This is a genomic window from Paenibacillus sp. J31R122, from assembly GCF_056269185.1.
The window spans coordinates 1-21,768 of sequence record NZ_JBWDNM010000009.1; the positions used below are offsets into that span (position 1 = coordinate 1).

Below are 21,768 nucleotides of genomic sequence, written 5' to 3' on the forward strand. Positions count from 1 at the left end.
TTGTGTTGTCCTGCAGTTCCTCAGTACTATGAGCCCCTCGGACTCCCTTCCTGCAAGTAGATCATTTCATCTTTTGGACTTATAGATCACTTCGTTACGGGTTAAAAAAAATTTCCGTGCAGGGGAGGGTCTCCCCAGTTCACTGCATCCTCTTTCATACCATGCCGATCCCCTTACGCCGGAGGATTCTTCACTACCGCTCCAAGTTCTTAGCAGTTTCCGTGGCCTTCACCCATTAAGCCGAGGTTCGGCTTCCCCTTGTCCCTCTTGCGAGGCCATTTTAACGACGCGGCAAGATTCACTTGATGTTACGGCCTGGCATGTTGCTCGCCCTGTCTCAGACAGGACTTTTGTCGATACGCTTCTACGCAAAGCTTTCACCGTACGCAGGCATCCTAGCTACATGGGGGCTTGGCCCCTCCCATGACCGGACTTTCACCGGCTAGAAGATGCGTGCTTCTGGGCACGCGCATAATGAAAAAAAGCCGACATCACAATATGTGCTGTCAGCTTTGTATTTAGGTACAAATATTACTGTTTATTAACCAATATAAGGAATTCAAAACCGGAAATGAATGCCGAGTTCCAAGGACAAAAGAATAGTCTCGACTATTCTTATCTTGACCGACAAGATATCGCTGAAAAGGTATATATTCATTTCTGGTAGTTTTGAGGCAACGTTAAATTAGCTCCAAAATGTGAAACTAATGAGAGGTATTATGGAAATATTGACGATTTAGTTTCAGAATATGCAGCTAATTCACCTAAAGGAGGGAGCAAATCGAGCTGACCCAGCAATTAAGTTCATCCCCTGAAACTAAATCGCAGCTGACCTTTTTGCATACTCCATTAATTACAAATATTGAAACTAGTCGGGCTCAGAAAAAGCATCTAATAGAGTAGATTCTGTGTTCTTCCGCTTCCGCTTCCTCTAACTTAGTTAGGCGATCGTGAGATACCAGTTGGTCGACGAGATGGTCGACGTCAAAAGTCGGTTTTGTCATCGCTCTTCCCATCTCCACTCTTAATCTCTTACGGATTTTATACAGAGGAGCTTACTGCTTAACTTTAATGCTAAGCAGGCCCGCTCTAACTAAGCCATTACGAATGCCTTGCTCATCCACATGCGTGGTAACATAGTCGGCAAATGGCAGCAGATCCGTGTGAGAATTGCCCATCGCAACACCAAAGCCAACGACATCCAGCATTTCTTTGTCGTTCAGACCATCACCAAAAGCAACTGCATCCTCTGGTGTAAGTCCCAGCTCCTTAAGCAACGCCTCAATCCCTTGTGCCTTTGATCCGCCTGCCGGGAGCACATCGATTGCTTGCGCATGCCAACGAATTAGCTTCAGCTCGGATAATAAATTATCATACAAATGCTCATCGTTGCTTTCACAGTGCAGGAATACTTGATAAATGCTGTCCGTCTTCCAAAATTCAGGGTTGTAACCAGGCAAGTCAACCTTCAATGAATTGACAGAATCAATGATGAAGGGATGATCCTCTCTATCGGCAAAGAAGCTGTGCTCCCCTTCAAATACAAGACCATGATCATGCTCTGCTGCTACTTTCACAAGAGCCTCTAGGCTGCTCTTAGCAATTTCTCGTTTATAAAGCGGTGTTCCCTTGTAAACAACGTATGCACCATTCATGCATACGAAAGATTCAATCCCAAGCTGCTCCGCTAATGGTTTAATGAAGTAAGGCGCTCTGCCTGTTGCAATAACTGGCTCGACACCTTGCTCCTTCAGCTCTGCAATAGCTTTAATCGTATCCGCCGGTATTTCCTTATTCTCATTAATTAACGTGCCGTCGATATCAAAAAATACTATTTTGTAACCCATGCGCTTTCTCTCCAATCCGTTATCGCAGACGTATGCCGCCTGTCCTTTTTATACAGTATAAAGAATTAGCCACCCAAAGGGAATCTTTCGTTGCCGCTTCGTTGATCAGATCAACCTATTGCTCATAAATAAGTGTGGAATCGAAAAAAATCCAAGCTAATAGATGAATGACAGCCCTATTCATAAGGCTGCTGCTCATCATCAACTTGGATTAAAACCTTTCAATTAGCTTTTAAATTGCGGCAAATAGGATATGTGCTTTTTTTTCAATTTACTCGCTATTTTACCACCCAAAATCGAGTGTCTTGCCCGATTCAACATAGGTTTTAACATTGCTTAGAATGATCCACCAGCTGTTATTCGTTCTCTCAATGGAGGGATGATTTTCGGTAAATTGATTATTGATTAAGGTCAGCTTCGTAGTCGCCCCCACCGTTTCTAGCGTGAAGGTGATCTTCGACTCCAGCTCCTTATGGTTATCATTATAGGAAGGACCCGGATGTTCAAGGACACTGAACAATTGCTGAGGCTCATAAGCTAAAATAGTACCGTAAACATGAACAGTTTCATCCCCCTCAGAGCCGGGACCTACATACGCGTAAGAGCTTCCCACTTCAAAGGTAGAATCAATCACGCATCCAAAAAATATTTGCCTTGTTCCCTCAGGTGAAACCAATGCATGCCATACCTGCTCGGGTGTTCCGCCTATATAAAACTCGTATTTCAACTCCATACCATTCATTCCTCCTATTATTAAACGATCATTTTCATTGCTGAGTCTCTCATCTCTTGCTATGATCAGTGTATCTCAAGTTAAATGGTTGGTATTGTAAAAACACGACAATTCGAGCGACTGGAGTGATTATTTATGCAATCAGCTGCCCAAAAGCCGAGTATGGGTATTTTGCAATTAAACGAAGGCGAGAAAAAGTTTCAGCTCTCCCGCTTTGCTCCATCTACGGCTCTCATTCCCTTCATCAAGCATTTCTGGATTATAAACTGGAATTTAGAGGGACAAGCTCCCTATTTGCAGGATGTTCTCCCCAACCCTTGTGTCAATATGGTTATTGAAGCACATAGAAGCGGCATTTATGGGGTCTCGAGCAGCAAGTATACGAAGCAAATTCAAGGTAAAGGGACCGTGTTTGGCGTCAAGTTTAAGCCAGGCGGCTTCTATCCCTTTATAAAATCTCCTCTCTCCGCGCTTACCGATCAGTCCATCGCCATCGATTCTGTTTTTGAGACCGACCCTGCAGCGTTCTCACAGAAGCTTCTCGCTGAAGAAAACCCGGCCAATATGATCGCGTTGGCTGAGGCCCTGTTCATGGAGAAGCTCCCAAGTACGGATGATCAAGTTGTTCTGATCAATGAGATTATTGATCACATTCATATAAATCGCGACCTAACGAGAGTAGAGCATATAGGCGAACAATTTACTATGAACACAAGAAAGCTTCAACGTTTGTTCAGCCAGTACGTTGGAGTGAGTCCTAAATGGGTTATCAAGCTCTATCGGCTCCAAAATGCAGCTGCGGCTATGGATACGGGGAAGCATGAGGATTGGCTGACATTGTCCACCGAGCTTGGTTATTACGATCAATCCCATTTTATTAAAGACTTTAAAGCCATAATCGGCAAAACGCCGGATGAATACGCCAAGGCCGCAATAAATAATTTACAGTCGGATACTTGACTCATTCAGGCATCATCCTGTATATTGGTAGAAATTAGTTATATACGAGCGGCTTACGATGGAAGCACCCGTAAGAGAAGGCGTACAACGCCTATCTTGCAGGTGCTTTTTTTGTGTTATTTGCCGTTAATTTGAGGAGGCCTAGCTAATGATGTATTCTGTCCAGAAGCTGCTTGTATCACTGTTTATCGTAGTATTGGTTGTCAGCAGTCCTATTGCCGTAATTGCCGCGTCATTTGATTTTACGATTACCGCCAAAACTGCTTTCGACAAAATGACAGCCGCCGCTACCAATACAACGGCAGCCAAGCTGACCCAGCAATATGCTGAGCTGCAAAATCTTCAGAAGCAAGATATTAATTGGGATACGACTATTAATGATCTCCATTACCGAAATGAAGAAGCCATTCTGTTAGCGCGTAAACACATCAAGGAGATTGACGCCGATAAGCTGCTAAAGCTCGCGGCTGAGGTTGAGCAAACAAAGAAAAAGTATGAGACGTTATTCAACACTCACGATACTTTGAATCAACAGCTAAAAATAGCAAAGTCCATTAAGAACAAGGGCTTAGTCAGCATTTTATCCCCACAGGTTGAAACGGTGAAAGCTGCCGTTCAGATTGCTAAGCTAGATATTCGCAACAAAGAAGCTATTCTTAAGTCAGCTAAAGCAGATACCGCTAAAACGATGAAGAATGCAAAGGATATACTTGCGGGCATTGATCCCCTCAAAGTAAAGATTAAAGCGGAGAAAAGCTCGGTTAGCAGCACAAAAAAATATTTCTCAACCGAAGCAGCTGTCATTAATCAGGTTACTAGAAAAGGAGATTCAACAGCCACTCTCAGCTCCTTCGTCAGACTAATCTCACTCCAGCGTCAAATTATTGCACATAAACAAAAAATGTATGCTTACGAGCAGCAAATAGCGGCCGTCATTGTGAAAACAAATGCTCATATAGCAGGGAAATGATATTTTACACACCAGGCAGAAAAATATCGACTGTTGTTCCTAAGCCTAGGTGACTTGCAATGACCAAGTTTCCATTGTGTGAATTCATAATTTCTCTGACGATCATCATGCCTAAGCCATTGCCATCCGGTCTGGTAGTATGAAACGGTTCACATATCCGCTGTAATACTTCATCAGTCATGCCCTCGCCATTATCGACGAACCGAATTAGCTGACAGCCATCTTGTACATCTAAATGAATATCTATAACGCCTCCAAAAGGCATTGCATCCATTGCGTTTTTCAACACATTAAGGAACACCTGCTTGATTTGATTGCGATCACATCGAATCGTAAGACCATCAGATGTTTTTGGGTGATTGATAATAATGCCATTCATACTCGCCTGCATATCAATTATACTCAGTACCTCATTTAAAATAGGCAAGCACAGTTCAGCTCTGAATTTTTCGGGCTGTGGTTTTCCTAAAATCAAAAACTCACTTACAATGGCATTCATTCTTTCCAGTTCAGACATAATTAAGTCGTAATGCAGGGACGTATTCTGTTTGCTGGACAATTGAAACATGCCTTTGACTGTTGTAAGCGGATTTCGAATTTCATGGGCGATGCTAACCGCTAGCTGTCCTGCTACTACGAGCTTTTCTGCATTACGCATCATTTCTTCTGCCATTTTCATCTCAGTGATGTCACGCAGACTGCCTGCCACACGAATGAGCGTTTGCTGACAACAATAGATCGGCACAACGTCTAGCATATAGTAACGAGTTAAATCGCGGAATGGAATGGAGAGCTCTACACCGATGCATTGTTCGTTGTGTACAATAACGCGTTCAAAGTATTCACCAATCGGAACCATTTCAAATACACTAAAGCCTAGACAGCCTGCTTTGTTGGTATGACCATCACATAAGATCTTAGTGCTATTTTCATTCATCTCAATGATGGTTCCAAGCTCATCCGTAATAATGACACCATAATAATTGGTTTCGACCAGCACTTGGTTCAAAATCTGAAGCTGGGTATTTTGCTTCCGCAGCAGAAGTTCTCGCTCGATTGAGTCAACAATCGTACATAAGAGTGCGCGCATATGAGGATGCGCAAAGCGAATATCCATCAATAATGTAAGCGACCCAATTACTTCTTCGTTAGTCTTGTTCAGCAGAGGGACGGAACAGCAAGCGATACTGTGCAGAACCTTATGATAGTGGTCATCTCCTAGCAGTAGAATTGGCTTCTTATAACGAAGGCATAAGGCAATCGAATTAACACCAAGCTCTTCATTAAATTGTACGCCTTCTATAATTCCCAGCTGTCGTATAGTGTTTATAATGGAGGGATCACCTTGAAACCCTAATATATATCCCTCTCTATCTGTTATTGCGATAAGGAACGGATCTCCAGAAATCGTGGAAAGAAACTTGTCCATGAAGAAATGTATAACATCAATAACCTCTTTATATTTGGCTTGCTGTGCTTCCAAACCTTTTGCGGAAAAACGTTCTGTATAAATAGGAAGCTCATTTGGATCAAGACCTCTAAGCAGGTCTTGCTGCTTAGAATTTTTAATTAATATCTCTTCCATCATGTGAGTACACCTATTTGCCTTTCCCTAGTATTAATACCCATTTTTTGCTTGCTAATCTTAATTCTACCTATAGCAGCCACTTTCCTTCTCATTTCTTCGAACTCAAGAAAAAATAAAGCGATTGCTAATCGGTTAAACACCGTTTAGCAATCGCTTTTTATTAACTCTTGTATTTAAGGAAGCAGTTCCAGTTTTATATCGTCTAGATAAAAGGTAGTTAATCCCTCATAGCCTGAATCACTCCCAATTATAAGAAAAAGCTCCCCTTTATCATTTGATTTTATAGTTGTAGAGTAGCTCATAGCAACTGGTTGATAGCCCTTGAGCTCATCGTTTGGCTGAACCATGGTACCCACGATTTTCATATCCTGACCTTCGTTGCGCTGATTGCCTTTATCTAGGTTTAAACGAAAATAAGGTTCTCCGCCATCATTCAGCTCAATGGCCTCAGGCTGCTTGCTCACAATTCCCGCTTTAATGCTGACAGCCTCGCCCGGCGCACCGCCCACACCCATCATCCCGCCTGCTTGATCCGTGTAGAGTTTAAAGGAAAGCTCTGCTTGGTAAGTGGTGTTTGGCGTTAATCCATCAACCTTCTTCGAAACGAACATGAACAGATCATCACTGCGATTCATCCCTTTAAGCTTTAAACCAAAGTTGGTTTTATTATCGGCTATAGGGAGGAGTTCACGAGCAAATTGCAGCTCGTAAATGTCTGGATTGTACTTAACCGGTAAGTCGGCGAAAGCACCCTTCCAGCCATCCTCGCTTTGATCAAACGTATAGCTAAAGGAAATCGCATCACTGCTTTCCCCAATAAGAACCTTCTTCTCTTTTTCATTCCAAGCAGTATTAGCCCCGAGCAGCTGTGCTACCATTTTGGCCGGAACGAAAGCATTGCCTTTAATAATTTTTACTTTCTCGGGAAGCTTAACGTTTTTAATAAACGTTCCAACTACCGCGTTGCTGTCAACGGTCAAATGAACGGTAAGACCACTTTGCGCCAGATCAATTTCTCTCGCAGCAGCATTCCACTCGATATCCGCTTGCAGGCCTTCAGCTAACGCTCTCACTGGCACCATTGCACTGCCATTTTGAAGATACGGTGCCACATCCAAATTATGTTCACCGCGATAATCACTTATTTTACTGCTTCCTATTTGAAATTGTACCCAAGGTGCCGCACTGGCTGATTCTCCATACGAAGTGCTCGTTGGAACGATTGTCGCAAGAAGCGCGGCTGCTATTATTGAAGATAAAGCTGCTCTTTTGCCCACTAAATGTTTAAAAGCCATAGGTACCATCCTCTTTCGTTAAAATGATGAATATACCTAATAACGTGTTAATGCCGTAATAGGTTGCGATATTAGGCTTCGTTAACAGCTTTTACAATTTATCATCTAAAGTATTAATGCCTTATAGAAATTCAGAAGGCGGACTTCCCAAAATGCGCTTGAATATACGATGAAAGTAGGAGACATCGCTATAGCCTAGAAAATCTGAAATCTCGCTTATTGTCAGCTCCGATTCCGTCAGCATATAAATGGCTGTTTTCATTCTTAGATGATGTACGTATTCGCTAATTGTTTGATTAGTGACTGCTTTGAACAGAGTAGCCGCATAGTTCGGTGTTGTATGGATCACATCACCAAGCTCCTCCTTCGTCACTCTCTCCCGATAATGCGTCTGAATATATTGCTTCATGCTATCGATGCGTCGATGCTTTTCTGAAGTAATAACACCCCGGTCTGTCTCCTGATTCAAAAAAATTAGAACCTCTGTCAGCAGTGCCTCTGCCATTATTTCATAATAAGGCGGACGATCCTTCCATTGACCCAGCATCCCTCTCATTCGTTCATGAATGATTTCGTAGCAGCCCAGCTTCCGCTTGAGCGGCTCCTGCAGCTGAAGGATGGGCAATCTTGCATCTATGCTGGTCTTCCTGAAATTAACGACAAACTTCGTATGTACAACAGTAGGTATACTCTTCCCATAGTAAGGAATATGCCCCGGGATGAGCAGCAAATCACCTTTTTCCAAAATAACCTTCTCATGATTTATCCAATAAACACATTTCCCATAAGTCATTAGCGTGAGGTGAAAAGCTAGATTATGATCGATCCCCTCCTCATACCAGTCAGCCCCATTATCTTGGTGCACATCTGAAATGACAAGCATGCTTTCGACTCCCTTAAATTGTACTATAGTACACTCATTATACTATAGTTCATAGTTACATTCGAGAATACACGCTACAATGGAAAAAATGAGGAGGCCTACAACATGCTGAAAACAAAAATTATTTGTACAATGGGTCCCGCTTGCGATTCCGTTTCGACCATTAAAGAAATGATCCAGGCAGGTATGACTGTTGGTAGATTGAATATGGCTCACGGCGAATTAGAAGATCACATAATGCGAATGGAAAACATACGGCAGGCAGCTCGTGAGCTGAATACGTTTGTCCCTATTTTGATGGATATAAAAGGACCCGAGGTACGAATCGGCAAGCTGAAGGCAGCTTCCTGCGAGCTGGTAGTTGGTGAAGAGCTCCTTCTAACAACGGACGATGTGCTTGGCGATGCCGGGCGTCTACCTGTTAATTATGCGGAGCTCCCGCTTGTCGTTAAGCCCAATGATCGCATCCTAATTGATGATGGACTTGTTGATCTTACGGTTCTTTCCGTGGACGGCAATGACATTCGCTGCAAAATCATTAGCGGCGGAACGTTGAAGCCAAGAAAAGGGGTCAACCTTCCCGGTATCAAAACGACGCTTCCTGGTGTGACAGAACGAGATATCGCGCATATTGCATTCGGGCTAAAGCACAATATCGAGATCATAGCAGCCTCTTTTGTAAGAAAAGCGGACGATATTTTGCAAATACGCCAAATTCTCGAGGACAATAATGCCAGCCATGTACAGATCATTTCCAAAATCGAAAACGAAGAAGGCATGACCAACATTGATGCGATCATTGATGCTTCGGATGGTATCATGGTCGCGCGCGGAGATTTGGGCGTTGAGGTTCCGATTGAGGATGTTCCGATGATGCAGAGGGAAATGATCAATAAATGTAATCTAGTTGGAAAACCAGTTATCGTGGCTACCCATATGCTTGAATCCATGCAGGTTAACCCGCGTCCGACAAGGGCGGAGGTTAGCGACGTTGCCAATGCGGTTATTCAAGGCGCTGACGTAGTTATGCTCTCAGGCGAGACAGCTGCCGGTAAATATCCGATCCAGTCCGTGCAAACGATGGCAGCAATTGCGGTAAAAGCAGAAACAATGATTGACTATAAGCAACAATTTGATAAAAGAAGAACCCAGCATAGCACGAATATAACCGAGGTTATTAGCCAAGGCGTAGTCAGCTCCTCTCTCGAACTGAATGCCAAAGCGATTCTCACATATACAGAAAGCGGCTTTACTGCGCGTATGATTTCCAAGTACCGTCCCACTGCACCCATTATCGCTATAACACAGCATGACCATGTTTTGCCTAAAATTTGTTTGCTCTCCGGTGTCATTCCGGTTAAAGGAGACGTCGTCACAACAACGGATGAAATGTTCGAATCGGCTACTCGCAATGCAAAGCAGACTGGACTTATTGAGACGGGAGATATCGTTGTCCTCTCCGCTGGCGTTCCGATCGGCCAGTCCGGCGCGACTAATCTCATCAAGGTGCAGTTGGTATAATCAATTATAATCATGTCAAAAGGAGCTGATCGATATCAATCGAGAGCTCCTTTATTGTTATCCATTACTTTAAATTATTTATCAGCTCATCAATTGCGATCCCATTAATGGTTAACCCCGTTATATCGCAATCAGTGATGACCATATTAGATAAATCGCTCTTGGAAATTATGCCGTTTCTCAATTTGCAATTCTCGAATACTACCGGCCTATAATTTTGTTCAGGATGATAATTGGCATCTTCACAATCAATGGGCCAGCCTATATTCCGAAATTGAGCACCAGTGAATTGTGCATTCTCAATCATGATATCACTTAAATTTGCGTTCGTTATTTTTGCACTTGTCAGGTTTACATCATTCAACGACAGCTCTTGCAAGTTAGCGTTGTTGATTCTCGTTCCGGCTAAATTCACATCATCAAAGTTAAGCCGCTCAGCATTTACTTCTTGAAATTTCGAACCTGAAATATCGGTTCTATGCAAATCCACTGCGCCAGTAGTCCATTCTTTCATGGTCATTTTCCTCCTAAATATTATTAAACCACTTACTTGGATGGCTGCTGAAATACTTGATATTTATTACCATCAGGATCCATGAAGTTTAATTGCAGCCCGCAGCCGCCCTCATCCCTTATATCTGTCTCCAGCCATGTGCCGGAATTCTTCAGGGAGGCGTACAAGGATTGAATTTTATCGGTCTCGAAGCATATGGGGAACATTTCGAACGACTCCCCATTTTCAGCCCAGCCTGTCGTATTGAAGGTAAGCGGCGTCATATTCGGGCTTGGAAGCAGAAACAGCCATCCCCCTTCATCCATGATCATAATCGCGCCTTTCCCCGGGTTAATCGGAGAACGGAGCTTCATTCCTAACACCTGTTCATACCACTCCGCCGACTTTTCCACATTCGTTACCGGCACATATGCGCAATCAATTTTTTTTATCATGGAAATTGATCCCCTTATTTAGAATGGAATATCACAGTCATAGTTTTCGTAAACATGCTACATAGCTGCTATAATCCGTTTCATCACATTCAAATGATACGTCTCCTCGCGCAGCATGAAGCCGTACATTTCCTCAATCGTTGCAATTTGCAGAAATGGCTCCGCAAGAGGTTCGTTCAGCTTCATTGCCGTTGCTTCGGAAATGTCATCCTTTTGTTGACTCAAGTACATAACAATTTCCTCGAGTGCCGGAGGCGGCGACTGCCAAGTCTTCGGACTTGAGCCATTGGGGAATAAATAATGGTAATGCTTCGGAACATGCCATAAGTCACCCAGCTTAGGAAAAATCGCATGATCCCAACCAACAAGAATATGTCCGAGATTCCAACGTAGGTTGTTATTGAAGCCTTCCGGTATCTCGTCAATCCATTCGGGAGGAATCGTCGCCGTCAATGCAAGCGTTTCGTCTCGAAGCTGTCTAAATTGCTGGATAACCTGCGGGTACTCCCGTTTCTCTCCATAGTGACGGAGCAATTCCGAAACCGGAATGCCGTTAATCTTCATCCCCTCTACTTGGCAATCGATCAGCTCCACACCGTTTAAGTTGCATGCCTCGAAAATCGCTTTGCTCAAATCACTTGTCCGGAATCTAATGGGTTCTATGTTAATCCAGCCGTCGGTTCCAGCTTCTGCTTCTAATCGGCTAGCTTCTGCATCTGGTCTTCGAATATTTTCGAACAGGGTACCGCCCATTTGTACTTCATTGACATGAACGTTCGAGAAAAAAATATGGTTCCACTTCGAATGAACAAAATTCACATGCACCAGTGAAGTGTCCCTGGCATCAACACCATAAAGCTCAGCACCCTTCAAGCAAACCATATGCAGCTTCTCATCCCGCAAATCCGCCAGCTCAAACCCACCCTTGTGATCAAACATTCGTTTCTCCGTCAAAGCCATTTCTCTCATCCCTCTCCTCGTGTCGCTACGAATTCCCGGGCATCACTTACCATAGACTACACTGCATTTATTAGGAAATTAACCCATAAAAAGATAATAACCCAGAACGTCTGTTCTGTAAATTATTTCTTTTTCTATAGCAGGTATGCTTTTTCTAATTTCTACATACGAAGATTTTGTTTGGCTAGTTAACTAGACTAATATATAACTTCATTAATAATTATGCCAAAATGAGTGCGTAAAGCTGCTTCATACTCTTCGTTTGTTTGCGGAGTGATCGTATGTACACCGTCTGGTTTAAAAATTCGAAACTGCTCACCGGCAATCGTGTTGCGTCCCTCTTTCGTTCGAATCGCGACAATTGGGCTTTTGGTGAAAGGTGAACTCGGCGCGTTTTCGCACCAAAAGGAGGCCATTATATAATCCCTCGACAGCTTCTTCTCCTCGGTAAAGGAATAAATCCATCTCCATTGACCGTGAGCCAGCTCGCACAGCACCCAGCCGAAGTTCTCGTCACGATCTAATCGATAGGTTTCATCACCCTGCTTTGTAGGAGCGCCTTCAATGATCGCAATCGGACTGCGGGGCACGATGCCGCCAACGCCCACATCGCATAAATAGAAAGTACCTTCAGCCTCAACTTTCAGCACATGATGACGCTGTTTTGGGGGAACATTGGTTTCATCACGCCAGAACCTTGCAAAGAGATCCGTCACAGGGTAACCGAGCTCTCGCAGCAGCCAGCCAAATAGCGCATTTAGCTCAAAGCAAAAGCCGCCCCGTCTGCGAACAACGATTTTATCAATAAGGTCGTTAATCTCGAGTGACAAAGGCTTTCTGTTCAAAATGTCAATATTCTCATACGGTACCGTATGCAAATGGCACTCCTGCAGCTTGGCAAGGGTTGCTGCATTCACATCAACTGGACCCTCATACCCAATGCGGTCCAGATAGGCTTGCACTTCAACCTTCAAATGCTTGCGGCTATCACTCATATTATTCCATCCTTTCCTATTAATCAGACTTTATCATCATACTGTAATAAGCTCAATCATGTTGTTAATGATTCGCCTTTATTCAGACAAAAGTTTGCTTCTTCATTTCAATTGAAACATAATATAATCATAACAACAGCACTTCATTATTTAGTTTAGGAGGAATCGCTCGTGAAAAAAGAACATACCGTCTATTTCAAGATTATCCGCCGTGATGAAACAAAAATGCTAACTGCCCTCATTTATTTAGAGGAAAATGAGGAGCCAACACTTCAGGACTTTGAAGATTGCCTAAAGCAGTGCGGCCATGATGTTCACATAGAGAACAGAGAGCAATTTATTTTTAGATCGAATAAGCCGGGTGAGGACTACACCATAGATGTTTTAGAAAACTATAAGCCGAACAATAAGGATCATCAAGCCGACAACTTAGCGAAAAGCTTCATGAAGCCGACTACCTTTCTATAGGCTTCCCTCAACATATTACATGTACGAGAACTACTATTTATAAACGCATGCAACCAAAAAGCTGTCATTTAAACAGATGATTCTGTTCAAGTGACAGCTTTAGCTGTTTTTGTGCGATTATATGTGCTCATCTGAGCTGCTGTGTGACTATATCATAAACATAAGCTGATTACTTGCCCAGTTGTACAACCGATTCTTTACGCTTCCGAAGCAGCAGCGTGAGCGGTATGGATACAACAATAATGATCGTTCCAAGGTGAAACACATCCTGTATGCTGAGTGAAAGCGCAACGGTTTTTGATACTTTCTCTTCTGCCAAATGCGCTATCGTTTGTGCGGATAGTATAGAACTGAACAAGCTAATCGACAAGGCTGCGCTGCCTTGTCTGATCCAGTTCATCACCGCAGACGCATGCCCGGAATTTTCGGGTGGTACGGCTGACATAGCGGCATTAGTCACCGGCATATTACTAAAGCCTATACCCACATAGCGAATAGCAAGCCAAACCGTAACGAAGAGAACGCCGGTTGTCACATTCACATAACTGAGCGCCCAAGTAGCGACTCCCATAAGAACAAGACCGACGAAAATCAATCGTGAAGGACCAACCTTATTATACAAACGGCCTACGATGAGAGAGATTAGCGCCATCGCAAGCGTGCCCGGCATCATGATCATCCCCGTAGTCAGGCTCGATGCGCCTTTAATATTTTGCATAAAAATAGGCACTAATAAGGTTCCCGCGTACAGTGATATTGTAATTGCGCAGTTCAAAATCAGCCCGTACGTAAACCTTGGAATTTTTAAAACCTGCAAATTCAATAATGGATTGCTGACCTTCAAAGTCCTGCGAATGAAATATCCAAGAATAAGAATAGCTACAGCAATAAGCCCTAACGTCTGACCGCTTGCCCAGCCCCAGCTATGCGCTTCGCTAAACGCGATGAGCAGAGAGCTAGTACCGATCACTACTGCCCCAAAGCCAATCCAATCGAGCTTCACGCCTCGGCTTAGCCTATAATTCGGAATGTATCGCATAGCAACAACTACTGCAATAAGACCGATAGGAATATTCATAAAAAATAATGACTTCCATCCATAAATCTCAGTCAGCCAACCGCCAATTGTCGGACCTAGCGCTGGTGCCAGCATAGCTGAAATACTCCAGAAGCTGATCGCCACTGCCTGCTTCTCTTTTTTGATCGTCTGATAAATGATTGTCATTGTAGTGGGCATAATAATACCGCTGAAAATACCCTGCAGAATACGGAATATAATCAAGGATTCTATATTCCAAGCAAACGTACATAATACCGATGCCAGTGTAAAACCAGCTAACGCGAATACATATAACCGTTTGTAGCTCCATTTATCGCCCAGAAAACCGATGATCGGCGCTATAATTCCGGTTGCCATCATAAAGCCAGACAGCATCCATTGCACCGTGTTCAGGCTTGCATCAAAATCATCCATAAATACAGGCAAAGCCACATTTATTGTCGTTGTACTTAGCGATGCCATGAAATTGCCGAAAAAAACAGCAATCATAATCGTCCAGAACGCCGTTGTTCCTTGCTCTTGTTCTATCGGTTTCATAAGGCTCCTATCCTTGAAGTCGTTCTACAGCTTCTAATATGCGTACTTCAAAACCATTCAGCTCTTCTTTAAATTGTTCCATTTTTTTTATCTTCGTATCAATTAATTCTTGTTCTTTCTTTAAGTTGATTAACATATGTTGCAGCTTAAGCTTCCGTTCCTCACGATCCTCTGACGATAATACATCGTTTCGCTGCTGCTCGAACATGGCCTTAAATGCAAGATGCTCTTGAATCTCAGCGAGCGAAAATCCTAGCACTTCTTTCACAAGCAGTATCTTCTTAATCTGCTCAACATCCTCTTCCGAATAGAGGCGAATACCGCCTGATGTTCTCTCGGGAGCTGAAATTAGTCCAAAATCCTCGTAATACCGAATTGCCCGCTTAGTTAAGCCAGTTCGCTTTGCAACTTCCTCAATCTTCCACATACTCAAAACGCCGCACCTCCATAATCATTAAAGTAAGCATACTCCTAGTAACAGTTAACGTCAACGTTAACTTATTGGCATTAAGTAAAAAAAAAGAGAGCATCTCTATTAGGATGCTCTCCCTCAACTATTTTATGTTACTTGTTTGAAGTGTTTTGAATTGGTTCAGTAAGCTTATATTCCGTTTCGCCAACCCGAACGATACTGTTAACCGGAAGCTCAACCTGCTTGCCTAAAGCAACAATAACTTTGCTCGTGTAGAGATCCTGCTCAGCCTTAGCGTCATCGCCAGTGTCAGCTCCGTTGCCAACGCTTGTATCTAATCCCGTGTCGGTTTGGGAATTGTTTGGCGAATCGGTTGGAGACTTAGTCTCCGATCCAGACTGTTTTGTCGGCTTATCCGTAGTGCTATCCTGTGTGCTGCCTTCTGTTGCAGTTGAAGGCGCGGGCGTAGCTTTCACAGTTGCAGTCTGGCATGCAGGCGCGTAATATAATCCCGTATATTCAAGCGATTCATTATCAGGCTTCTTAATCGTAAGACTCTCTGGCATGAAAGCCGCACATGCCGATGCATCTTTGAATAAGAAAATGAGCGAGGTTTTGGCCTCCACTCCTTCTGATGCCGCCGTTTGTTGAACATGTACGAGAGTATCCAGCTCCGTTTGAGCCGGGTTATCCGTAGGCGTAATCTCCGGTATAGACACATTTCCACCCGGCTTTTCCTTATCCCCCATTGACATAAGCACACCAACAACAACCAATATAACACCTAACGTAGTGACAGAGGTAATTACAGCCGCCTTCCGATTTTTGCGAAAAAACCTTGCGGTTGGCGAAGACAGCTCCAGCTCAGCCTGCTTATATATAGCTTTAAGGGCGGGGCCCGTTTTATCAAAATACAGCTTCCAATTGGCTCGTTTCTTGAAGGCGTCTCGATCATATTTCTTAAAATAAGCAATAATTGCCGAAGCATATGCAGGTACGAAGCCTCTAGATCTCATAAAATCAGGATGCTTCTCTGACCATTGGAAAAAGCGGTAAACCGTATCCTTGTTCTCTGTGTTTTTTGACAAAAAGTCGAGCAGTGCTGTGTAATCAATTATTTCTATATCCGAGCTATTACGAAACACTAATGTAAGTCGCTCGAAATGAGCCAGCTGCAGCTGTCCCTGTAATAATCGACGTCCTACTTCCTGCATCTGATCAATTTCTACCGGTGACAATCTGTAGGATAGCAAAGCATTCGGTTCAGGAAGCGTTAACCAATCATATAGCGCACTAAGCACGAGCGCCAGCGATTGCCAGCGTGGATCCTTCAAATGCTCATTCCACTGCTTCAACTGATCCTTTGCACCAAGAAATACAGCTTGTTCAAGCTGCGCCATCGTAAGTGTATCCAGATTAAAATCAGACAGCAATGAACGATAAGTTGTAAGCTCCAGCTCTTGATAAAAGCTCGAAGCTCCAGCAGCAGCCGGCTTCTTACCCAGTCCCGCCTCCCCTTTAAGCTTACTAAGCTGAATCAAGGTCTGGTTAACGACAGACATCGAACGGTGCTCGCGTTCCAGCTTATCCTTAAGCTGCTCGGAGGCAAGCTCTAGAAACGCTCTATAGTTATACAGCTGCGGATGAACAGCTGCCCATCGTTCAATCACTTGGAGCATACTCTTCACGCCTGGAGCCTGCTTCAGCTTCCCTTCAATTAAGGGCATGAAGAAGATTTCAGCATTTTTCGAATCATGAAGTACTTTATTGAAAAAAGCTTGGCTCAGTGCAGCATTGCTCTCTATTGCCGCGTAGAAGGAAGCAACCGCATCCGTTTTTCTTTGCGTTTTCGCGCAGTTAATGGACATCATGAAAAAAGCAATGATTTTCGATTCGTTATGCTTGCCATCAATGTGGTAATAATCCTTGAAGCTTTCCGCTATAAAGGCTTCCGGTACGATTCCTTGCCTCATCCGATCGTATTCGTAGTCGAATCGCGACAGAAAGAGATCATTCAGACGCATCTTCAAATTCAGCGAGCCAGTCGGCCGCAAATAATCGAGCATTCCACGCAAAACAGCACTTTTGTGAGTTTCGTAGAGCTCTTCATTGTTTTCTTCCATTTGAAACATAACAGCCAGCTCATGATAGCTGGAAACAGAAACCTGGCGCTCCGAATCCATATTTAAGAGCATCTGCTCGGCGAATTGATAAAATTGCTCTGCGCGCTCACCGCGCTCCAGGTTATCCCAAGCAAAATCCAAATACGGCTGATCCATTCCTTCCAGATCAACGTTAGTCATTCTGTCATTAACCAAATCAAATGTAAAATCCTTTTCGACATTTCGATCGCCAACACGCAGGCTGCCCTGCTCGACGAACGTAAGATGTATCGATTTGCGGCTTTGCGGTTCTTTGGCATAAGTAATAAAGCCTAGCTGTTTGCGGAATACATACGGCAAGCTCGCATAAAGGACCGTTAGCAATTGCTTAGCTTTACCTGGCAGCTCCGCGATTGGCACGTCCAAAGCTATATAAATTTTCTTTTTCCCGCCGACTGATGCCATCACTGCAAACAGAAGCTGCTTGAACAGCTTTTCTCCGATATGAAGTTCAGCTAATAGGGAACGATGGTCCACAACCGGAATGATTGTTTGAACAGGCAGGCTTACGAGTTCAGAGAGATCCATTCCATCGTGAATATCGTAGCTGTCGGCAAAGGAAGCTCTCAGCCATGTTTTATAATCTGAAGGTGAACGATGAGGCTCACTTCCCGGAAGGATATAGTTATGTGTGAAAAAAGCGCTGCGGAGCCCCGTGAAATCGGCCGACTTATAAACGCTGCGTCCTAACAGGATGTCGCCGTTTTCCAGATGAAGAAGATGCATCGTTTCTGGATATGCCGAATCCTCCTTCTCCCCGCGTGCGGCAAGCTCGGAAGGTGCATCGTATACGCAAAAGGGGTGGAGCTGTTTTTTGATAAAATTGTTATCTAAGCCTTTCGACTTGGCAATGGTATCATAGCCTTCCGTGGAGCGGAAAATACCGCGTCTTTCCCGTGCGTACATCTGCTGCTGAATCATTCTGCCCGGAGTAGAATCACGCACTATTCTCTTCTCCCTTCAATGAAGTTCAGCTTGTAAAGCAGCCAAATAAAAGGTTCATCGACCCGAATCGGACTGACGACGGTTTGCAGCTTCTGATCGACCGGATTGCTGCCAAGCGCGGATACCGCATAATAGGCCGTGTCCTTGAAGTAAACGTCCATCGTCCCTTTGAATGGGCGATCGACCTTCTCGATGAAGCGCCGAACTTCTCCGTCAATATTTTCAAATTCAGTTAGGTTGAAATAATCGCGATGCACCATATTGTTGAAAATATTGCTGTTCGACTTAATATACTCGCCGTCCTCATCCTTAAGCGAATGCAGCATATCACTCTTGGTCAGCACAACCGCTGTCGGTATATCTGTCTTACTATTGTCTTGATAAGCGATAAAGTCGCCGAACATCGTCAGTACAACATCACGCGGCTCGTCATATTGCGATACCCATTCACCTGGCTTGTCCCCGAGCTGAATTCGAATTTTCTCGCGAATCGAACGAATTTGCAGCGGATCTACCATCAGCAAAATTCCTGCAGAGTTTTTAATATGCTGCCCGTGCAAGCCGAGATAGTCCTGCTCCACCATACCTTCTCCCGCTACATCGAAGAAAACGAGCGTCAGCGGCGGCTTCGATTCATCTTTAAATACAAACTGAAAAATAAACGGCTCCTGCATTTTCTCCTTTTGAGTGGAAGCAAGCAGATCGCCCCGCTCGAATAACGGCTCCTCGTAATAGGTGCGGAACTTTCGACTGATCTCCGCATTAAGCGGCATGCAGGCCGCGTTAAAATGATCAGCTGTCGTATTTTGCAGCGTATGAATTAATGCCGTCATATACACCGACTTCCCTACTTGGGAAGCACCGATAATGGAGATAATGTTGCTTGGCACCTTGCCTGCCGTTACCGGAAGCTCATTATGACATCTTGGACATAGCCGTCTGCGAGTCAATTCGCCATAGCGATCATTGAGACCAATACGTACATGGTCTGAGTAAACATGCTGTTCCTCCGGTACGTCCTGCGGACGAAGCACGGCTTCCATATCATGAACGGAATCGAGTCCAAACCGCTCCCGATATTTGTTCAGCTCCTCATCCTCGCCAAGCGCGTAATCCTCATCGTCTTCACGGGAATGAGTGGCGCGAAATACAGCCTCATCCGGCGTAAATTTACTGAAACAGTAAGGACAGACAATATCGTAGAACAACGGCCTCGGCTTTGCCTCAGGTTTTTTTTTGAATAGATCGAAAATGCCCATGCGACCAACCTCCTTTATTAAGAAGAAACGACTTCGTCGTCCTTGTCTAAGGACAAAGCGTTTCTCGCAAAATATAAGCCAAGTATAGATAAAACTTATACTTTCCTATATTTCAAGCGTAAACGGCTGTCGCCGTCCTTACCGGCTAAACTCGTTTCGCGATGGTTATATAGAAATGGATAAGAGTGAAACTTATACATTCTATATCATTCTAAAATTTCTACTTACATTTATACCGAAATCAATTCATACATTTGTCCATATCTCCGACCATCGGTGAAAAACAGCCGAATATAATCCTTCTTGCCAACCTCGATCGCAGGCAATACATTTTTTCCTGAGCTAAAGGGAGTGACGAACGGATATAAGGTGCCGTCCTCTTTATTTGCGGGGAAGCCCCCCTGCTTCTTAACGTAGCAGAGTACATCCTTGGCAACTGGCACCTCGGTTGTCACTTGAATTTGAATCGTTTTGTATTTTTGAAAAAGGCCGCTCTTGGAGTGGATCGAATAGTGAATCTTTGCTTTACCAGCACTAATCTCAATCTCATTCTGCCCATTCGGCTGTTGAATGAGCTGAGGCCCATCCACTCCCTCTTTGCAAGCATATACGGTAAAGATATAACGTCCGATTCCTTCAATACGGCTGTGATAGCCGTTATTCGCTTTATATTCAGCCTTCGTATAAAGCTTTAAGCCCTTCGTGCTCAGATCGCTGCTATGCTCCTGATCAGCGGCCACCTTGCTAATGTAGACCGCCTCTATGCTTCCCGGCCAATGCCAGCGGAGCGTACAGATATCCCCCTCAATTGAGCGATTTAGTTCGCTGATCATTGGTGAATCCTGCTCCGCATCTATATAACGCATCTATGTCCGCCTCCAAAATCGTTTAAAATCCATGACTGCGGCTGTCTTTCCCACGTCCGATTCGGCCGGATGCAGCATGATCGCTCAAGCCTTTGTTTCTTCCGCCGCGCTGCGGTCTAGTGCTGTTATTTTCCCTAATCGGCACAATAAGCGGGAACAGCCCGATAATAAACGCGAGTATTAGATCAGCGGCAAAGCGGCTTATTCCGTCCCCGAACGACTGTCCTGTTAAGCCCGATTCCAACAGAAAGCCCGCTATTAGACCGCCTACCAAGCCTCCAATGCCAAAGCTTAACGCCAAGTAGCGATTGTCAAACACGATGCCGAGTGATACGCCAATAGCAATGCCAATAATCGCGATCGACAGAATTCGCAGTATTTTATAGATGACACTGTCAGCTGCTTGACCAGTTCGCTCCGTTAATAGCGTTCGATCATCGATTGTATCATAAATACTTTGGAACACGAGTGCGAGTCCTGTCGCTTTCGTTACATCGTGATAGCTTCCTCCGGTCTCTCCTGCGATTTGCTTCAGTAGCGCTGTGCCGTTTTCATTCACAACACTTAGACCAACCGTATTTATAGCGATTTGTTTCTGTTTATAAGTCGCAAGCAAATCGGTAATACTTGATTCACTAAATCCGTCCGACAGCAAAATAACCATAGTCCCGCGCTCTGCCAGTTCGCTGTTCTCAATCGTACTCAACGATTCAGAAAGCGCAGCAGCAAAGTCTGTACCGCCGATTGCTTTATCAAGTCCATCAATTACCGCATTAACGGAGTCTTTGCTGGCTTGATTGCTTACACTTACGAACGGCTGTACGAGCTCTGCCGTATCATTGAACACGACAACCGCAACCCTTTTATCTCTATCCATGTTATTAATCAGCTGCTTCGCGGCGTTATATCGTTCGCTAGTTGGATCGGTCTCCAGCATGCTTTCTGAATTATCGATCACGAGAACGATATCCTTCACCTGCTTTTGCCCGCCAAGGTGAAGTCCGTATATAAGCTGTAATAAGCCGCCGACTGCGAACAACAGCACAAGCGTTGCCGGCACCAGCAGCTTCCATGATAGACCTGTATAGCGTTGACGCCAAGAAGAGCCGCTTAGCTTAGGAGAGATCATTTCAGCAACTAGGCAAGCCAGCCCAATACATAAAGCAAGAACCCCAAAGTATAAGCCCATTACAACCCAGCGAGGCCAGCCTGGATATAGAGCGTTCAGTAATATTTCACCAATACCGAAGCCCACTGCGCCCCCTATTAAACTAAACAAGAGCAGTAACCCATTTATTTTCCGTTGCACGATGGCAGCATCCTTTCCAACCTTCTAATGAGGAACAGCGATTGTTGATG

The 21,768-nt window shown here is 44.2% G+C and carries 19 protein-coding genes; 4 read left to right on the forward strand and 15 right to left on the reverse strand.

From position 1 onward, the window contains the following. Positions 1-1,055 precede the first annotated feature (1,055 nt). Positions 1,056-1,847 carry a Cof-type HAD-IIB family hydrolase gene (locus tag AC0YN7_RS15870; RefSeq protein ID WP_475810995.1) on the reverse strand — a complete coding sequence of 264 codons (792 nt, stop codon included), beginning with the start codon at positions 1,845-1,847 and terminating at the stop codon, positions 1,056-1,058. A 283-nt stretch (positions 1,848-2,130) separates the two neighbouring features. Further along, positions 2,131-2,580: an SRPBCC family protein gene (locus tag AC0YN7_RS15875; protein ID WP_475810996.1), complete on the reverse strand. Its 450-nt coding sequence runs from the start codon at positions 2,578-2,580 to the stop codon at positions 2,131-2,133. A gap of 135 nt (positions 2,581-2,715) precedes the next feature. Here AC0YN7_RS15875 and AC0YN7_RS15880 point away from each other — a divergent pair, with 135 nt between their 5' ends. Together AC0YN7_RS15880 and AC0YN7_RS15885 are read left to right on the forward strand one after the other, a co-directional pair. Continuing rightward, positions 2,716-3,540, forward strand: a complete 825-nt coding sequence (locus tag AC0YN7_RS15880; protein WP_475810997.1) for a DUF6597 domain-containing transcriptional factor — start codon at positions 2,716-2,718, stop codon at positions 3,538-3,540. A gap of 148 nt (positions 3,541-3,688) precedes the next feature. Further along, positions 3,689-4,510, forward strand: a complete 822-nt coding sequence (locus AC0YN7_RS15885) for a hypothetical protein (RefSeq protein WP_475810998.1) — start codon at positions 3,689-3,691, stop codon at positions 4,508-4,510. A gap of 4 nt (positions 4,511-4,514) precedes the next feature. Here AC0YN7_RS15885 and AC0YN7_RS15890 read toward each other — a convergent pair whose 3' ends face one another. From AC0YN7_RS15890 to AC0YN7_RS15900, 3 genes are all read right to left on the reverse strand, one after another. Beyond that, on the reverse strand, positions 4,515-6,098 hold the full coding sequence (locus tag AC0YN7_RS15890; RefSeq protein WP_475810999.1) for an ATP-binding protein: 1,584 nt from the start codon (positions 6,096-6,098) through the stop codon (positions 4,515-4,517). Between the two features lie 173 nt (positions 6,099-6,271). Beyond that, the gene (locus tag AC0YN7_RS15895; RefSeq protein WP_475811000.1) at positions 6,272-7,393 is read right to left on the reverse strand and encodes a copper amine oxidase N-terminal domain-containing protein; all 1,122 of its coding nucleotides are present in this window, start codon (positions 7,391-7,393) and stop codon (positions 6,272-6,274) included. A gap of 121 nt (positions 7,394-7,514) precedes the next feature. Continuing rightward, entirely contained in the window at positions 7,515-8,276 is a 762-nt protein-coding gene (locus tag AC0YN7_RS15900) for a helix-turn-helix domain-containing protein (RefSeq protein WP_475811001.1), read from the reverse strand. 105 nt (positions 8,277-8,381) lie between these two features. Between AC0YN7_RS15900 and pyk the strand changes: the two genes are divergently transcribed. Beyond that, positions 8,382-9,797, forward strand: coding sequence for a pyruvate kinase (gene pyk / locus AC0YN7_RS15905; RefSeq protein ID WP_475811002.1), 1,416 nt, complete (start codon positions 8,382-8,384; stop codon positions 9,795-9,797). 64 nt (positions 9,798-9,861) lie between these two features. Here the strand turns inward: pyk and AC0YN7_RS15910 are convergent, their stop codons facing one another. The 4 genes from AC0YN7_RS15910 to AC0YN7_RS15925 form a co-directional block, all read right to left on the reverse strand. Further along, a complete protein-coding gene (locus tag AC0YN7_RS15910; RefSeq protein WP_475811003.1) occupies positions 9,862-10,311 on the reverse strand; it encodes a pentapeptide repeat-containing protein in 450 nt (149 codons plus the stop codon). A 32-nt stretch (positions 10,312-10,343) separates the two neighbouring features. Then, positions 10,344-10,745: a VOC family protein gene (locus AC0YN7_RS15915; RefSeq protein ID WP_475811004.1), complete on the reverse strand. Its 402-nt coding sequence runs from the start codon at positions 10,743-10,745 to the stop codon at positions 10,344-10,346. A 57-nt stretch (positions 10,746-10,802) separates the two neighbouring features. Next, a complete protein-coding gene (locus AC0YN7_RS15920) occupies positions 10,803-11,714 on the reverse strand; it encodes a DinB family protein (RefSeq protein ID WP_475811005.1) in 912 nt (303 codons plus the stop codon). Positions 11,715-11,902: 188 nt separating this feature from the next. After that, positions 11,903-12,700: an arylamine N-acetyltransferase family protein gene (locus AC0YN7_RS15925; RefSeq protein WP_475811006.1), complete on the reverse strand. Its 798-nt coding sequence runs from the start codon at positions 12,698-12,700 to the stop codon at positions 11,903-11,905. A gap of 171 nt (positions 12,701-12,871) precedes the next feature. Here AC0YN7_RS15925 and AC0YN7_RS15930 point away from each other — a divergent pair, with 171 nt between their 5' ends. Then, a complete protein-coding gene (locus AC0YN7_RS15930) occupies positions 12,872-13,168 on the forward strand; it encodes a hypothetical protein (RefSeq protein WP_475811007.1) in 297 nt (98 codons plus the stop codon). Positions 13,169-13,337: 169 nt separating this feature from the next. On the opposite strand, the gene AC0YN7_RS15935 is transcribed toward AC0YN7_RS15930, so the two are convergent. The 6 genes from AC0YN7_RS15935 to AC0YN7_RS15960 form a co-directional block, all read right to left on the reverse strand. Beyond that, the gene (locus AC0YN7_RS15935) at positions 13,338-14,765 is read right to left on the reverse strand and encodes an MDR family MFS transporter (protein WP_475811008.1); all 1,428 of its coding nucleotides are present in this window, start codon (positions 14,763-14,765) and stop codon (positions 13,338-13,340) included. A gap of 7 nt (positions 14,766-14,772) precedes the next feature. Further along, the gene (locus AC0YN7_RS15940) at positions 14,773-15,192 is read right to left on the reverse strand and encodes a helix-turn-helix domain-containing protein (RefSeq protein WP_475811208.1); all 420 of its coding nucleotides are present in this window, start codon (positions 15,190-15,192) and stop codon (positions 14,773-14,775) included. 137 nt (positions 15,193-15,329) lie between these two features. Beyond that, the gene (locus tag AC0YN7_RS15945) at positions 15,330-18,284 is read right to left on the reverse strand and encodes a GAP1-N2 domain-containing protein (protein ID WP_475811009.1); all 2,955 of its coding nucleotides are present in this window, start codon (positions 18,282-18,284) and stop codon (positions 15,330-15,332) included. Beyond that, positions 18,284-19,543: a TRAFAC clade GTPase domain-containing protein gene (locus AC0YN7_RS15950; protein ID WP_475811010.1), complete on the reverse strand. Its 1,260-nt coding sequence runs from the start codon at positions 19,541-19,543 to the stop codon at positions 18,284-18,286. Before AC0YN7_RS15950 ends, AC0YN7_RS15945 begins: the two co-directional genes overlap by 1 nt. Before the next feature lie 230 nt (positions 19,544-19,773). Beyond that, positions 19,774-20,409, reverse strand: coding sequence for a beta-mannanase (locus AC0YN7_RS15955; protein WP_475811011.1), 636 nt, complete (start codon positions 20,407-20,409; stop codon positions 19,774-19,776). Between the two features lie 22 nt (positions 20,410-20,431). Further along, positions 20,432-21,718 (reverse strand): vWA domain-containing protein, encoded by a 1,287-nt coding sequence (locus AC0YN7_RS15960; protein ID WP_475811012.1) that lies wholly within the window; start codon positions 21,716-21,718, stop codon positions 20,432-20,434. Between the last annotated feature and the right edge of the window lie 50 nt (positions 21,719-21,768).